Genomic DNA, 14,235 nt, shown 5'->3' with positions numbered 1-14,235 from the left:
GTCACAGGATCAAGTCGCGCAATTCTCCCGGCAGATCACCGGGTTGTTGTTTGATAGCCGCCAGATCTGCATCTGCAATCGCGATCCAGGCTGCCTCGTTCCACAGCTGAAACTTGTTCAGTTGGCCGACCAGCATTGCGTGCTTGTCCAGATTCGCATGCTCCCGCAGACGTGGCGGGATCAAAAAACGTCCACTGCCATCCAGCTCAAGATCCACGGCATTACCAATCAGGAGACGCTGCAAACGGCGACTTTCCTCACGTAACGAGGGAAGCTCGCGCAATTTGGCCTCGATGAGTTCCCACTCTGGCAGGGGATATATGCATAGACAGGGATCCATCGCATCGATGGTGACAATGAGCTGACCTGCAGAGCGCGCAACAAGCTCGTCACGATACCGGGCAGGCATCGAGATCCGCCCCTTGGCGTCGAGACTGACGGCATTTGCTCCGCGAAACACGGTCGCGCTTCCCCTGACTGCAAGCTTCCCTGCCCACTAAAACCCACTTTATGCCACTTCGTACCACCCTACGCACACTATAGGAATGCCCTACCCCACCGTCAAGGCAGGGCAAAATGAAAAAATCCTTATGGGACGGCGATTTAGCTGAATATGAGAGAGGGAAATCGCAACTAATGAGGAACAAGTTCAAGAAAATCAACAAGCTGAAGCCAGCTCTTAAAACTGACTATGAGATGAAGGGGCTTTTTGCCACTCTTGGGAAGGCTTTGCAAAGGGTGGAGAAGAAAAAAGAGGGGGAGAGTCGATCTATAAGCCGGGTTCTGTCGAGGACAGTCATTCCTCTACGACGACCATCGCTGGCCGCCTCTAGCAACCTACCCGGATCCAGCGCGGGCCACGCCAACGGATCCCTATTTGGTCTTGCTCCGAGTGGGGTTTACCTAGCCACGGACTGTTGCCAGCCGTGCGGTGCGCTCTTACCGCACCTTTTCACCCTTACCGGCGCTTGCGCACTTAGGCGGTTGTTTTCTGTGGCACTTTCCGTAGGCTCACGCCTCCCAGGCGTTACCTGGCACTCTGCCCTATGGAGCCCGGACTTTCCTCCCTTCCATATTGGGGAACAATATGGAACAGCGACTGTCCGATCGACTCTCCGCCGACAAGAGTAATGGTCACGGAGACCATCCGCAAGCACTCCCAGATGCAGTGGCCAGGCCAACCTCACCCCTGGCGCTCCAAAGCCGCCTGATAGAGCAGATTCTTGCGTACTCCGGTGATTTCGGCCGCCAGTGCTGCAGCCCGCTTCAAGGGCATCTCCTTGAGCAGAAGCTCGAGGACACGGAGCGCCGCCGCCGGCACCGAGTTTTCGGCAGGCGCCTGCCAGCCTGCAACCAGCAACACGCACTCACCGCGCTGCTGATTGCCATCGGCAGCAACCCAGGCGCGCAACTTGCCGAGCGGCAGTCCCTGGAAAGTCTCGAACGCCTTGGTCAGTTCCCGCGCCATAACCGCCAAACGATCAGCCCCCAGGATCCGCTCGAGGTCCGCCAGACAGTCCAGCAATCGATGCGGCGCCTCGTAGAAGATCAGCGTGCGAGGCTCCTCCTTCAACTGCTCCAGACGTGCCAGCCGCCCAGCCGTCTTGGCCGGCAGAAAGCCTTCGAAGACGAAACGATCAGAAGGCAGACCCGCAGCGGACAAGGCGGCAATCAGAGCACAGGGCCCAGGCACCGGCACCACTCTTATGCCGGCAGCACGCGCCTGGCGCACCAGATGAAAGCCCGGATCGGAAATCAGTGGGGTACCGGCATCGGAAATCAGTGCTACATCCTCACCGCCCTGCAGGCGTGCCAGAAAGCGTCCACCTTGATCACGCTCATTGTGCTCATGACAAGCCACCAAGGGTGTCGTTATGCCAAAATGCTGCAACAGACGCGCCGAATGGCGCGTATCTTCGGCCGCGATCACGGCCACCTCACGCAACACCCGCAGCGCTCGCGCAGTGATGTCGTCAAGATTGCCAATCGGGGTAGCAACGACATAAAGCATGCCCGGCATTGGACTCAGAGCAGCGGACGTACTCACGGCAATTCACCCAAAACAGTCGAAACGCGCATTGTAGCCGGTTTCCCGAGCACGACATCGCACCCGGGACAAGGCTTGGGTACAATTCTCCAATTGTCTTGAGCATCAGGAACGCCTCAATGATCGCCTGCCTGCGCCCTCTTCCCGCCCTTTTCCTTGCCGGCCTTCTGGCGGCCTGTGCCAGCTCGCCGTCATCCAGGCTGGGCGAGCTGCCTACCCCCACACAAACCAGCGTCCAGCAACTGCTACAACAGGCCAGCGAAAGCAGGCCGGAAAAGGCCGCACTCCTACGCCTGACGGCCGCCGACCAGGCCTACCGCCAGAAGGATCTAGCCCAGGCCGTGCGTATTCTCGAACAGACGCCTCTGGATAGCCTCAAACCCGCCCAGCAGATCTTTGCCAGCACCCTCAGCGCAGAGATTGCCTTGGCCCGCAACAATGCCAAGGCGGCGCTCAAGGCCTTGAACCACCCCAGCATGCAGCACCTGGGCGAACTGCCCGTCCAGCAGCAGACCCGCACCCAACTGACTCGCGCCCGCGCCCTGGAGGCGGACGGCCAGCACCTGAACGCCGCCCGCGAGCGGGTATTCATTGCTCCCCTGCTGAGCGAATCGACGGCCAGCGAGAATCATGAAAGCATCTGGCGCCTGATCCAGGCTCTGCCGCAGGACGCTCTGAACGTGCCCGGAGAGGAGAACACCGAACTGGGCGGCTGGCTGGCCTTGGCACGCGCGACGAAAAGCGCTGGCACCCTGGAGCTGCAACAGGCAGCCATCGATAAATGGCGTACGGCAAACCCGCAACATCCGGCAGCCCTGCAATTGCCGGCACCGTTGCGCAAGCTGCGGGAACTGGCCAGCCAGCCCCTGAACAAGATCGCCCTGCTGCTTCCGGAGGAAGGGCAGCTCGCCTCGGTGTCCCGCGCCCTGCGCAACGGCTTCATGGCAGCCCACTACCAGGCACAGCAAAGCGGTCAGCGGCCGCCCAGCATCGAAGTCTACGACAGCAGCCGACTGACCTCCCTCGACGACTTCTATCGCCAGGCCCAGGCCGCCGGCGTGCAACTGGTCGTCGGCCCCCTGGAAAAGCCCCTGGTCAAGCAGCTCGGCGATCGCGAGCAACTGCCGATCACCACCCTTGCACTGAACTATGGCAATGCCGGCCAGGAAAGCCCGCCGCAACTCTTCCAGTTCGGCCTGGCGGCTGAAGACGAGGCTCGCGAAGCCGCCCGCCGCGCCTGGGCCGACGGCATGCGCCGGGGCGTCGTCATGGTGCCCTCCGGCGAATGGGGTGACCGCGTACTTCAAGCTTTCCAGCAGAACTGGCAAGCCGCCGGCGGCGGTTTGATCGCCGTCGTGCGCATCGACCAGCCCGCTCGCCTGGCCCAGCAGATCGCCGAGCTGTTCCAGCTGCGCCAGAGCGAGGCACGTGGCAAGCGCCTGCAGAGCGTGCTTGGCGGCGAGGTGGCGGCCCAACCCTCACGACGCCGGGACATTGACTTCATTTTTCTCGCAGCCACTCCGCAGCAGGCCCAACAGATCAAGCCGACCCTTGCCTTCCAGTATGCTGGCGATGTACCAGTGTATGCCACCTCGCATCTCTACAGCCCGAAGGAGGAGCAGAACTATTACCTCGACCTCGAAGGCATCCAGTTCTGCGAGACCCCCTGGCTGCTCAATACCAACCCGAGCGACAACCTCCCGCAAGTGATTGGCAGCCAATGGCCACAAGCCAGCAGCAGCTTGGGACGCCTCTACGCCATGGGAGTCGACGCCTACCGACTCGCTCCTCGTCTGGCACAACTCAAGGCCATGCCCGAAACCCGCATCGATGGCTTTTCCGGCAGCCTCAGTCTGAGCCCCGATCAACGCATCCAGCGCCAGCTGCCCTGGGCCGCGTTCCGCGACGGCCAGGTACAGCGCCTGCCGGCCAGCTACTGACATGGACAGGCAGCGCAGCGGACGCGATGCCGAGGCCCTCGCCCACCGACATCTCACAGCGCAGGGGATGCGCCTCTTGGCGCAGAACTGGCGCTGCCGATGTGGCGAGCTCGATCTGGTCATGCTCGACGGCGATACAGTAGTATTTGTCGAAGTACGCTATCGGCAACATCTTGCCTGGGGAGGCGCACTGGAGAGCGTCGATGCGCGCAAGCGCATGAAGCTCGTCCGTACCGCTCACTACTTCCTGCAGAAAGAGCCACGCTGGGCCAGGCACCCCTGCCGCTTCGACGTCATTGCCATCAACGCTGACAAGGGCGTATCCAGCCAGCTGAATTGGATTCGAAACGCCTTTGATGCCTGACCCTGCAACCGCATCGGTCTCGCGCCAGCAAGAGCCCCTGGCACCCAGTAGCCCCACCTCCCCCTGAGCCAGGGACACCTCCTGGCCACAGCGGACACCCGACTTTGAAGGTTATCGCCGATGGACATGCTCTCCCGCATCAGCCAACTCTTCCAGGCCAGCATCGAAACCAAGCAGCAGGCCATGGAAGTTGTCCTCCCCCACATCGCCCAAGCCAGCGAACTCATGGTCCAGGCGCTGCTCAACGAGGGCAAGATCCTTTCCTGCGGAAATGGCGGCTCGGCCGGCGATGCGCAGCATTTTTCCTCGGAGCTGCTCAATCGCTTCGAGCGCGAGCGCCCCAGCCTACCGGCCATGGCACTGACCACCGACAGCTCCACGCTTACCTCGATTGCCAACGACTATAGCTACAACGAAGTCTTTTCCAAGCAGATCCGCGCCCTTGGCCAGCCCGGTGACGTTCTGCTGGCCATCTCCACCAGCGGCAACTCTGCCAACGTGATCCAAGCCATCCAGGCGGCTCATGACAGGGAAATGCTGGTAGTTGCCCTGACCGGCCGTGACGGCGGCGGCATGGCCGCACTGCTGCTCCCCGAGGACGTCGAGATCCGGGTGCCCGCCAAGGTCACGGCACGCATCCAGGAAGTGCATCTGCTGATCATCCACTGCCTGTGCGACCTGATCGACAACCAACTGTTTGGAAGCGAAGAATGAAGCGCTCACTACTGCTGATGGCTGCCGCTCTGGCAGCAGGCCTTGCCTTGGGCGGCTGCAGCAATCGCAGCATCGGCCATTCGATCGACGATCAATTCATCGAACCCCAAGTCGCCGAGAAAATCCGCCAAGCCCATGCCGACCTGGGCAGCAACAGCTCGCATATCGTGGTCACTACTTACAACGGCGTCACCCTGCTCGCCGGCCAGACGCCCCGCACCGAACTCAAACAACTAGCCGAGCAAGCTGCCCGCTCGGTCCCCGGCGTGACCAGAGTACACAATGAACTGCAGATCCTCCTGCCCACTTCACTAGTGGTCCGCAGCAACGACTCACTACTGACCACCAAGATCAAAACCCAGATGCTTGCCGACAGCACAGTGCCTGGCTCGAAAATCAAGGTGGTCACCGAGAACGGTATCGTTTACCTGCTGGGCCTGATCACCCGCCAGGAGGCGGATCGGGCCGCCAATCTGGTCCAGAGCGTTTCCGGCGTACAGAAAATCGTCAAGCTGTTTCAGTACACCGATTGAAGATATGAACAGAATAAAAAGGCGATCCTGGATCGCCTTTTTATGAACTACTATTTGACCACCTTCAGGCTGGGCCGCCCGGCCGGCCGCGGCGGCTCGCCACCCGAAGGGCCATCGTCATCCGGACCGGCACTGCCCTCCGCAGCCGGCGGCTCGATCTCGAAGACCATGCCCTGACCATTCTCCCGCGCATAAATGGCCATGACAGCGTCGGAAGATATGTACAGACTATGGGCAACACCACCGAAGCGACCTTCGAAGCTCACCCCCTGATTATCCATGTGCAGATTCCGCACAGCGCTGGGGGAAACATTGAGAACGATCTGCCCATCGTTCACATAACCTGCCGGAACCTGCACGTTTGGCATCTCGGCATTGACCAGCAGATGGGGCGTACAGTCATTGTCGACAATCCACTCGTAGAGCGCGCGGAGTAGATAGGGACGACTGGAGTTCATAGCAACCTCCTTCATATTGGCCGCATATCGCGTTCGACAGCGGACAGGCTGGCCTGAAAGGCCTGGCGAGCGAACTGGCGCTCCATGTATTCGAGCAGCGGCTTCGCACTGCGTGGCATTTCTATACCCAGCAACGGCAACCGCCAGAGCAGCGGCAAGAGGCAGCAGTCCACCAAACTTGGCTCCTCACTGAGGAAATAAGGCTTTTCGGCGAACAAGGGCGACACATCAAGCAAGCTCTTCAGCAGCTCCCTACGCAACTGGTTGCAAACACTTTCCCCACTGCACCGATCGAGGATCCGATCAGCCAGCACACACCAGTCGCCCTGGATGCGGTGCATCAGCAGACGGCTGTTGGCGCGAGCCACAGGATACACCGGCAGCAGCGGCGGATGCGGATAACGCTCCTCAAGGTACTCCATGATCACCCCCGGCTCGTACAGAAGTAGATCACGATCGATTAGGGTGGGTAGCGAGCCATAGGGATTGATCTCGGCAAGCTTGCCCGAGCCCTGCTCCGGATTGATGTCGAAGACCTGCACAGCAATCCCCTTTTCGGCAAGCACCATCCTCACACGATGGGAATAGTGGTCAGCCGGATCGGAGTAACAGATCAAACGATTGGCCATACCCATAGCGAACTCCTCGCTCGCAGGTCATATTTCCAGAATAAAAAAACACACGCGCCCCTAGGGGCGCGTGTGTTTATAACTACAAGTGCAATGGATCAGTGCACGTCTTTCCAGTATTCGCGCTTGAGCAGATAGGCGAACACGAAGAAGACCGCCAGGAACAGGAGCACGTAGCTACCGATACGCTGGCTTTCCAGCTTGACCGGGTTGGCCGAATAAGCCAGGAAGGTCACCAGATTCTTGACTTTCTCGTCAAACTGATCCGCATCCAGAGTGCCAGTCTTCGGCAGGACGGTCAGCTGCTCACAAGCCTCGTGAGTGATCTCCGCCCCAGTGAGCGGGTCGTACTGCTTCTTGCCATCCTCAACCACCTGTACCTGCTTGCAACCGAAGACCTGACGCCCCTGCAGGCCAGCCAGCACGTTGGGCATGCCCACATTCGGGAATATGGTGTTGTTCACTCCCAACGGGCGCGACGGATCCTCATAGAAGCTGCGCAGATAGCTGTACAGCCAGTCGTTGCCACGCACCCGGGCGACCAGCGTCAGATCCGGCGGCGCCGCACCGAACCAGACCTTGGCGTCCTCGGGACGCATGCCGATCTTCATGTGATCGCCAATCTTGGCGCCAGTGAAGACGACATTTTCCAGCATCACCTCTTCCGGAATGCCAAGATCCTTGGCTACCCGCTCGTAGCGCTGGAACTGGGCACTATGGCAGCCCATGCAGTAGTTGGTGAAGGTCCGCAAACCATCCTGCATGGCCGCCTTATCGGTCAGATCGATGTCGACTTTGTCCAGTTCGGGCTCAACTCCCGCGGCAAATGAAAAAGCCGGCAGAATCGCGAAAATCATTGCAGCAAATTGCTTTTTCATCAGCCAGTCACCCTTTCCGGAACCGGTTTGGTCTTTTCCATCCTGGTGTAGAACGGCATCAGGATGAAGAACGCGAAGTACAGCGCCGTGCACACCTGCGACAACAGCGTGCGAGCGGGAGTCGGCGAGAGCACACCGAGCACGCCAAGGGTCAGGAAGGCGATGCAGAACACCAGCAGCCACAGCTTGCTCAGCCAGCCCTTGTAACGCATCGACTTGACCGGGCTGCGATCCAGCCAGGGCAGAACGAACAGCACGGCGATAGCCGCCCCCATGGCGATGACACCGAGCAATTTGTCCGGCACAGCCCGCAGGATTGCGTAGAACGGCGTGAAATACCACACCGGCGCAATATGCGCGGGGGTCTTGAAGGCATTGGCCTGTTCGAAGTTCGGCTTCTCGAGGAAATAACCTCCCATTTCCGGGAAGAAGAACACCACGGCACAGAAGACGAAGAGGAACACCACCACGCCAACGATATCTTTTACGGTGTAATAGGGATGGAAGGGGATGCCGTCCAGCGGCTTGCCGTTGGCGTCCTTGTTCTTCTTGATCTCGATGCCGTCCGGGTTGTTCGAGCCAACTTCGTGCAGCGCCAGGATGTGCAGCACGACCAGGCCAAGCAGGACGATCGGCAGCGCAATGACATGCAGGGCGAAGAAGCGGTTCAGGGTGATGCCGGAGATCAGGTAGTCACCACGGATCCACTGGGTCAGGTCCTCGCCGACTACCGGGATGGCGCCGAACAGGGAGATGATTACCTGGGCACCCCAGTAGGACATCTGTCCCCAGGGCAGCAGATAGCCCATGAAGGCCTCGGCCATCAGGCACAGATAGATTAGCATGCCGAAGATCCACACCAGTTCGCGCGGCTTCTGGTAGGAACCATAAAGCAGGCCGCGGAACATGTGCAGATAGACCACGACGAAGAATGCCGAAGCGCCGGTGGAGTGCAGATAGCGAATGATCCAGCCGTATTCGACATCACGCATGATGTATTCGACGGAGGCGAAGGCCTCCTCGGCGGACGGGGTGAAGCTCATGGTCAGCCAGATGCCGGTGAGGATCTGGTTGACCAGCACCAGCAGTGCCAGAGAGCCGAAAAAGTAGAAGAAGTTGAAGTTCTTCGGTGCGTAGTATTTGGACAGATGGTCTTCCCACATCGAGGTGGCGGGGAAGCGGGCATCGATCCACTCCATGAACTTGCTCATCAGGCCTTCTCCTGGTCCACGCCGACAATGATCACATCATCCGATTCATAGGTATGCGGAGGTACCGGCAGGTTCAAGGGAGCAGGTTGTGCCTTGTAGACGCGACCGGCCAAATCGTACTTGGAACCATGGCAGGGACAGAAGTAGCCCCCCATCCAGTCGGCTCCCAGATCCGCAGGAGCGAGTTCTGGCCGGAAGGAAGGGGCACAACCCAGATGGGTACAGAGGCCGACCAGAACCAGGATTTCCGGCTTGATCGAGCGCAGCTTCCGGTCAACATAGGCTGGCTGAACCGAGGCGGCCGAGTCGGGGTCCGCCACTGCAGATTCGACCTTCTTCAGGTTGGCGAGCGTCTCCTCGGTACGGCGGACGATAAACACCGGCTGGCCACGCCATTCAGCCACTATTTGTTGCCCCGGCCCGATTTTGCTGACATTCACCTTTACCGGTGCACCTGCGGCCTTGGCCTTGGCACTTGGGAACCAGGATCCCACGAACGGGACCGCAGCCCCCACCGCTCCTGCCGCACCCACCACTGAGGTGGCTGCAACCAGAAAGCGACGCCGGCCGACATTCACGCCGTCATTGCTCATTCAGTTGTCTCCCATCAACTTTGCGGCCCGTTATCCGGACCTGTAATAAAAAAACGAGGCGCGCGAAAAAATCGGCAAAATGTTAAAGAAAACCCTTAAGCCTGACAAGGTAATAGCCGGATACAATAATACCGAAGCCCCCGGAAAGGACGGCATCAAACTTGCGACAAGCTGTCGCAGAGATCATCTCCAAGCATAAAAAAACGCCCGGCATTCTTGCGAATGCCGGGCGTTCCTTGAACACGCCGAGATTAGCGCTTCGAGTATTGCGGACGCTTGCGTGCCTTGCGCAGACCGACCTTCTTACGCTCGACTTCGCGAGCATCGCGAGTCACGTAGCCAGCACGGCGCAGCGAGCTACGGAAAGTCTCGTCGTACTCGATCAAAGCACGGGTAATGCCATGACGAATAGCACCAGCCTGACCACTGACGCCACCACCGATAACGGTGACATAGACGTCGAACTTCTCCACGGTTTCGGTCAGCTCGAGCGGCTGACGCACAACCATGCGAGCAGTTTCACGACCGAAGAACTGCTCGAGGGAGCGATTGTTGATGGAAATCTTGCCAGTACCCGGTCGCAGGAAGACGCGAGCGGTAGCAGTCTTACGACGGCCGGTGCCGTAGTTTTGAGTCGCCGACATGATGAGCTATCCCCTTAAATCTTCAGTTCTTGAGGCTGCTGAGCGGTGTGCGGGTGAACGGCACCCTTGTACACCTTCAGCTTGCGGTACATGTCACGACCCAGCGGGTTCTTCGGCAGCATGCCCTTGACCGCGGTCTCGATCACACGCTCGGGAGCCCTGGCGATCAGCTTTTCGAAACTGATGGACTTGATACCGCCCGGGAAGCCGGAGTGGGAGTAGTACATCTTGTCGCTGCTCTTGGCACCGGTAACCCGCACCTGCTCAGCATTGATCACAACGATGTAATCACCGGTATCGACATGCGGAGTATATTCGGGCTTGTGCTTGCCACGCAGACGGCTGGCGATTTCAGTAGCCAGACGACCCAGAGTCTGGCCGGCAGCGTCGACGACGTACCAGTCGCGCTTAACGGTTTCCGGTTTCGCAGTAAAAGTTTTCATTCGTTATAGCCTCAGGGGCCACCCTGAAAATAAGGCGGCAAATCTTACTGAATAGTGCTTGCCTTGACAAGGTCGAGGCGGCCGGAAACAGACGCTATCGGGGGCTCGGGTCAGCGCGTCCGCAACGGCAGGGTCGGTAGGCTAGGCATCCCCTACCTGATTTCCAGCGAGCTAGGCATCCTCACCAGAAAATCCTTAAAATCATACCGACTGCAGGAAAAATAGCAACCGTCTATCTGCCAGGGCAGAGAACAGAAGCCACGCATAACAAAAAGCACCCTCCCGGAGGGCACCGAAAGCTACCCTAGCCAACCAGGCCTCACCTCAGGCAGGCGGTGAATATCCTGCCCTTCGCGAGGCGAGCCGATCGGCCAGCCGCGTCGGCTCAGGCAAGCGATAGCGCGTGACGCAGGCCATGACCAGCCCTGGCGCACTGGCCAGACTGACCCGATGCCCTGGCGAAACGATCAGCGGCCGCACCCCGTCCTTGCTCCGCAGCACCGTCCCCAGCACATCGCCCCGATACATCAAAGGGACTTGGTCGCCGCGCTTGGATCCCAGCTCGGCATGAGTACCGACGAGAATCTTTTTGGCCACGCCAATGGTCGGCAGGCCGCTGGCCACACCCAGGTGGGCCGCGATTCCCAACCTGCGCGGATGGGCGATCCCTTGTCCATCGCAGAAGACCAGATCCGGAACCCGAGGCAGCTCCGCCAGGGCACACAAGACGGCCGGAAGCTCGCGAAAGGACAGCAGACCCGGGATGTAGGGCATCGAGGTCGGAATGCGCACCAGTCGCTCGGCAAGCGGCTCCAGGGTATCAGCATCGAGCAATACCGCCGCCGCTCGGGTAATGCTCCCGCCGCCTTCGAAGCCGACATCCACACCGGCAATCAGGCGCAGGACTGGAAAATCGTCCTGCAGCACGACCCGCTTGGCCAACTCCTGCTGCAGAAGGCGGGCTCCGGCAGGCGTACCGTCCCAATCACCGAAAGGCGAGTCGGGCGCAACCAAGGGTGCAGACATGTCTTCAATGCCCTCCAGCACGGCCTGGCCGGCAAGCAGAAAGCTCCAGACGACACCTTACAACAGCAAGGACCGCCTCAGTGGCGGCCCTATCGATCACGGCTTGTGCGGCCGCGCGAGGAACTCGTGGGACTGCATCTCCAGCAGACGGCTCAGGGTGCGCTGGAATTCGAACTCCAGACGACCGCCAGCATAGAGATCCTTGAGCTCGACCTCGGCAGAAATGATCAACTTGACATTTCGGTCGTAGAACTCGTCGACCAAGTTGATGAAACGCCGCGCCATGTCGTCCTTGGAAACATTCATCTGTTCAACATTCGACAGCAATACTGCCTCGAAGATCTTGCCCAGCTCGATGTAGTCGTTCTGGCTGCGCGGACCGTCGCACAACTCGCGGAACTCGAACCAGGCCACGTCGTTGGCGGTTTTACGTGCGCGAATCTCGCGGCTCTCGATCAGCAGGACATCGTTGTCCTTCACCGCACAGTGCTCGGTGAGCAGGCTGTTGAAGCTGCGCTCCAGGCTCCTCTCCGCTTCGGCATCCAGCGGCCAGTGGTACAACTCGGCCTGCTCCAGGGCACGCAGGCGGTAATCGATGCCACTGTCGACGTTGACGATCTCTGTGTGCTCCTTGAGCAGGGCGATCGCCGGCAGGAAACGGGCACGCTGCAGGCCGTCCTTGTAGAGGCCGTCCGGCACGATGTTGGAGGTGGCCACCAGGCTCACGCCGTTCTTGAACAGCTCCTCCAGCAGGGTGGCGAGAATCATCGCATCAGTGATATCGGACACGAAGAATTCGTCGAAGCAAATGACCCGAGCCTCACTGGCAAAGCGCTGGGCAATGATGGTCAGCGGGTTCTTCTCACCCTTGAGGGTCTTCATTTCCTCGTGCACCCGCTTCATGAAGCGATGGAAATGGGTGCGCATCTTCTGCTCGAAGGGCAGAGCATCGTAGAAGGTGTCGACCAGATAGGTCTTGCCGCGGCCCACGCCCCCCCAGAAGTAGATGCCCTTGACCGGGCCCCTCTGCAAACTCTGCGGCTTCTTGCCGAGCAGCCTGTCGAACAATCCGAGCTTGCTGCCCGCAGCTAGCCCCTGCGGGCCGACGCTGATCAAATCGTCGTAGAGGCGCTGCAGGTGACGCACAGCGTTTTCCTGAGCGGCATCGTGGAAGAAATCCGGGCGTTTCAGGTCGGCTTGATAGCGCTCAAGGGGAGTCATGGCAGAATCGGCATGGAGTCGGGGGGAGGCCGCCTTGGCGGCGCCCTCGGCTGTTGGGAATGTCGTCAAGTCGTTCAAAACGGGCCACCCTCATCAAGAGTTCAAAGGTTCGCGACCATCCGAGCCAAAGGCTGAAAATCCGGCACAGGGTCGCACGGCAATCAGTCGGCAAGCCCTGCAATCGCTTCTCGCAGGCGCAGCATGGCTGCCTCCAAGGCATCCGGATCGGCATACACCGGACTGTCGGCCATGCATTCGCCGTCCAGCCAGAGACTGAACTGGGCGCCCTCGTCGGCACGCAATTCGAGTGCATCCGGCCCCAGAGCAATCAACCGCTGGCTGATCCGCCCCACCGCCTTGGGATCGTCAAACGGCCGCGACAGCAGCAATTCCTCGCCATCGGCAGCCAGAAAACGGAAACGAAACCTTCCATCGGTTTCGCGGAAACTGACGAAACGCGCGGCTTTTGCCGCTTTCTTCCTGCCGCTGGCAGCCTGACTATGCACGTCGCTACGGAACGAGCGCAATCCAATCGCTTCGCGCAGCTCGCCGAGGAAGGGGGTGGCGATCTTGCGCGCTTTGGCCGCACCAGCCTGGAGAATGTCCTCCAAGTCAAGCGGTCTCGCAATCAGCGTTTGGTAGCGCTCGCGAGCTTCACCCAATTCGTTTTCCAGCAACTGGAGCAGGCGCTGCTTGGCCTCCCCCCAGGCCAAACCGGCAAGCAGATCGGCACGAAATCCGGCGAGTTGCTCGGGCGTGGCGAACGCCTGGTAGAGCGTGAACAGATGCGAGCTGTCCGGATCCTTCGGCTCACCCGGCTCTCGCGAATCGGTGATGATGCGAGCGATGGCATCCTTCAGCTGACGGGCCGAGCCGAACAGAGGAATGGTATTGTCATAGCTCTTCGACATCTTACGGCCGTCGAGCCCCGGCAGGGTGGCGACCTCCGCCTCGACCACCGCCTCCGGAAGGGTGAAGAACTCACTACCCCGGCCAAACAGATGATTGAAGCGCTGCCCGATATCACGCGCCATCTCCACGTGCTGGATCTGATCGCGACCGACCGGCACCTTGTTCGCGTTGAACATCAGGATATCTGCCGCCATCAGCACCGGATAGCTGAACAGCCCCATGGTCACCCCGGCATCGGGGTCCTCGCCGACCTCAAGATTCTTGTCCACCGAGGCCTTGTAGGCATGCGCACGGTTGAGCAGACCCTTGGCCGTCACGCAGGTGAGCAGCCAGGTCAGCTCGGTTATCTCGGGAATGTCCGACTGGCGGTAGAAGGTCGTCTTCTCCGCGTCCAGCCCGCAGGCCAACCAGGTGGCGGCGATTTCCAGACGCGAGCGCTGAATGCGCTCCGGGTCGTCGCACTTGATCAACGCATGGTAGTCGGCGAGGAAATAGAACGAGTCGGCATGGGGGTCGCGACTGGCAACGATCGCCGGGCGGATGGCACCAGCGTAGTTGCCGAGATGCGGAGTGCCGGTGGTGGTGATACCGGTGAGGATTCGAGTGGTCATGGTGTGCGCTT

16 protein-coding genes and 1 other RNA gene are annotated in these 14,235 nt (G+C 60.0%); 4 read left to right on the top strand and 13 right to left on the bottom strand.

The window, feature by feature from the left end:
- Window position 1: 1 nt before the first annotated feature.
- The 3 genes from mraZ to rsmI all read right to left on the bottom strand — a co-directional run bounded on the left by mraZ (window position 2) and on the right by rsmI (window position 2,020).
- Entirely contained in the window at window positions 2-460 is a 459-nt protein-coding gene (gene mraZ, locus EV691_RS05155) for a division/cell wall cluster transcriptional repressor MraZ (protein WP_039805589.1), read from the bottom strand.
- A gap of 296 nt (window positions 461-756) precedes the next feature.
- An RNA gene (rnpB, locus tag EV691_RS05150) (RNase P RNA component class A) lies at window positions 757-1,115 on the bottom strand.
- A gap of 68 nt (window positions 1,116-1,183) precedes the next feature.
- Complete coding sequence (rsmI, locus tag EV691_RS05145) at window positions 1,184-2,020, bottom strand: 16S rRNA (cytidine(1402)-2'-O)-methyltransferase (protein ID WP_165496586.1); 837 nt, start codon at window positions 2,018-2,020, stop codon at window positions 1,184-1,186.
- A gap of 146 nt (window positions 2,021-2,166) precedes the next feature.
- Between rsmI and EV691_RS05140 the strand changes: the two genes are divergently transcribed.
- The 4 genes from EV691_RS05140 to EV691_RS05125 all read left to right on the top strand — a co-directional run bounded on the left by EV691_RS05140 (window position 2,167) and on the right by EV691_RS05125 (window position 5,598).
- Window positions 2,167-3,987, top strand: coding sequence for a penicillin-binding protein activator (locus EV691_RS05140; protein ID WP_131300215.1), 1,821 nt, complete (start codon window positions 2,167-2,169; stop codon window positions 3,985-3,987).
- Window position 3,988: 1 nt separating this feature from the next.
- On the top strand, window positions 3,989-4,351 hold the full coding sequence (locus tag EV691_RS05135; RefSeq protein WP_039805593.1) for a YraN family protein: 363 nt from the start codon (window positions 3,989-3,991) through the stop codon (window positions 4,349-4,351).
- Window positions 4,352-4,471: 120 nt separating this feature from the next.
- Window positions 4,472-5,065: a phosphoheptose isomerase gene (locus EV691_RS05130; protein ID WP_039805594.1), complete on the top strand. Its 594-nt coding sequence runs from the start codon at window positions 4,472-4,474 to the stop codon at window positions 5,063-5,065.
- On the top strand, window positions 5,062-5,598 hold the full coding sequence (locus tag EV691_RS05125) for a BON domain-containing protein (protein ID WP_131300213.1): 537 nt from the start codon (window positions 5,062-5,064) through the stop codon (window positions 5,596-5,598). Before EV691_RS05130 ends, EV691_RS05125 begins: the two co-directional genes overlap by 4 nt.
- Window positions 5,599-5,648: 50 nt before the next feature.
- Here the strand turns inward: EV691_RS05125 and EV691_RS05120 are convergent, their stop codons facing one another.
- The 10 genes from EV691_RS05120 to EV691_RS05075 form a co-directional block, all read right to left on the bottom strand.
- Window positions 5,649-6,056, bottom strand: coding sequence for a ClpXP protease specificity-enhancing factor (locus EV691_RS05120; RefSeq protein WP_131300211.1), 408 nt, complete (start codon window positions 6,054-6,056; stop codon window positions 5,649-5,651).
- Window positions 6,057-6,067: 11 nt separating this feature from the next.
- Window positions 6,068-6,691, bottom strand: a complete 624-nt coding sequence (locus EV691_RS05115; RefSeq protein ID WP_131300209.1) for a glutathione S-transferase N-terminal domain-containing protein — start codon at window positions 6,689-6,691, stop codon at window positions 6,068-6,070.
- A gap of 92 nt (window positions 6,692-6,783) precedes the next feature.
- The gene (locus tag EV691_RS05110; RefSeq protein WP_131300207.1) at window positions 6,784-7,563 is read right to left on the bottom strand and encodes a cytochrome c1; all 780 of its coding nucleotides are present in this window, start codon (window positions 7,561-7,563) and stop codon (window positions 6,784-6,786) included.
- A complete protein-coding gene (locus tag EV691_RS05105; RefSeq protein ID WP_089167422.1) occupies window positions 7,563-8,774 on the bottom strand; it encodes a cytochrome b in 1,212 nt (403 codons plus the stop codon). Before EV691_RS05105 ends, EV691_RS05110 begins: the two co-directional genes overlap by 1 nt.
- A complete protein-coding gene (petA, locus tag EV691_RS05100) occupies window positions 8,774-9,367 on the bottom strand; it encodes a ubiquinol-cytochrome c reductase iron-sulfur subunit (RefSeq protein ID WP_039805599.1) in 594 nt (197 codons plus the stop codon). Before petA ends, EV691_RS05105 begins: the two co-directional genes overlap by 1 nt.
- 251 nt (window positions 9,368-9,618) lie before the next feature.
- Window positions 9,619-10,011, bottom strand: a complete 393-nt coding sequence (gene rpsI, locus EV691_RS05095; protein ID WP_039805601.1) for a 30S ribosomal protein S9 — start codon at window positions 10,009-10,011, stop codon at window positions 9,619-9,621.
- 14 nt (window positions 10,012-10,025) lie between these two features.
- Complete coding sequence (rplM, locus tag EV691_RS05090; protein WP_039805602.1) at window positions 10,026-10,454, bottom strand: 50S ribosomal protein L13; 429 nt, start codon at window positions 10,452-10,454, stop codon at window positions 10,026-10,028.
- A 324-nt stretch (window positions 10,455-10,778) separates the two neighbouring features.
- Window positions 10,779-11,480, bottom strand: coding sequence for a deoxyribonuclease V (gene nfi, locus EV691_RS05085; RefSeq protein WP_131300205.1), 702 nt, complete (start codon window positions 11,478-11,480; stop codon window positions 10,779-10,781).
- 96 nt (window positions 11,481-11,576) lie between these two features.
- The gene (gene zapE / locus EV691_RS05080) at window positions 11,577-12,701 is read right to left on the bottom strand and encodes a cell division protein ZapE (protein WP_131300203.1); all 1,125 of its coding nucleotides are present in this window, start codon (window positions 12,699-12,701) and stop codon (window positions 11,577-11,579) included.
- Window positions 12,702-12,862: 161 nt separating this feature from the next.
- A complete protein-coding gene (locus tag EV691_RS05075) occupies window positions 12,863-14,224 on the bottom strand; it encodes a tryptophan--tRNA ligase (RefSeq protein ID WP_131300201.1) in 1,362 nt (453 codons plus the stop codon).
- Window positions 14,225-14,235 lie beyond the last annotated feature (11 nt).

The organism is Azotobacter chroococcum, from assembly GCF_004339665.1.
GTDB classification, from domain to species: domain Bacteria; phylum Pseudomonadota; class Gammaproteobacteria; order Pseudomonadales; family Pseudomonadaceae; genus Azotobacter; species Azotobacter chroococcum.
The sequence above is the reverse complement of the archived record's forward strand: the minus strand, read 5'-3'. Positions and strand labels throughout refer to the sequence as shown.

Excerpts from the sequence above, each read along its gene's own strand:
- rsmI (WP_165496586.1), bottom strand. The coding sequence starts at position 2,020 with ATGCCGGGCATGCTTTATGTCGTTGCTACCCCGATTGGCAATCTTGAC.
- EV691_RS05140 (WP_131300215.1), top strand. The coding sequence starts at position 2,167 with ATGATCGCCTGCCTGCGCCCTCTTCCCGCCCTTTTCCTTGCCGGCCTT.
- EV691_RS05135 (WP_039805593.1), top strand. The coding sequence starts at position 3,989 with ATGGACAGGCAGCGCAGCGGACGCGATGCCGAGGCCCTCGCCCACCGA.
- EV691_RS05130 (WP_039805594.1), top strand. The coding sequence starts at position 4,472 with ATGGACATGCTCTCCCGCATCAGCCAACTCTTCCAGGCCAGCATCGAA.
- EV691_RS05125 (WP_131300213.1), top strand. The coding sequence starts at position 5,062 with ATGAAGCGCTCACTACTGCTGATGGCTGCCGCTCTGGCAGCAGGCCTT.
- EV691_RS05120 (WP_131300211.1), bottom strand. The coding sequence starts at position 6,056 with ATGAACTCCAGTCGTCCCTATCTACTCCGCGCGCTCTACGAGTGGATT.
- EV691_RS05115 (WP_131300209.1), bottom strand. The coding sequence starts at position 6,691 with ATGGGTATGGCCAATCGTTTGATCTGTTACTCCGATCCGGCTGACCAC.
- EV691_RS05110 (WP_131300207.1), bottom strand. The coding sequence starts at position 7,563 with ATGAAAAAGCAATTTGCTGCAATGATTTTCGCGATTCTGCCGGCTTTT.
- EV691_RS05105 (WP_089167422.1), bottom strand. The coding sequence starts at position 8,774 with ATGAGCAAGTTCATGGAGTGGATCGATGCCCGCTTCCCCGCCACCTCG.
- petA (WP_039805599.1), bottom strand. The coding sequence starts at position 9,367 with ATGAGCAATGACGGCGTGAATGTCGGCCGGCGTCGCTTTCTGGTTGCA.
- rpsI (WP_039805601.1), bottom strand. The coding sequence starts at position 10,011 with ATGTCGGCGACTCAAAACTACGGCACCGGCCGTCGTAAGACTGCTACC.
- rplM (WP_039805602.1), bottom strand. The coding sequence starts at position 10,454 with ATGAAAACTTTTACTGCGAAACCGGAAACCGTTAAGCGCGACTGGTAC.
- nfi (WP_131300205.1), bottom strand. The coding sequence starts at position 11,480 with ATGTCTGCACCCTTGGTTGCGCCCGACTCGCCTTTCGGTGATTGGGAC.
- zapE (WP_131300203.1), bottom strand. The coding sequence starts at position 12,701 with ATGACTCCCCTTGAGCGCTATCAAGCCGACCTGAAACGCCCGGATTTC.
- EV691_RS05075 (WP_131300201.1), bottom strand. The coding sequence starts at position 14,224 with ATGACCACTCGAATCCTCACCGGTATCACCACCACCGGCACTCCGCAT.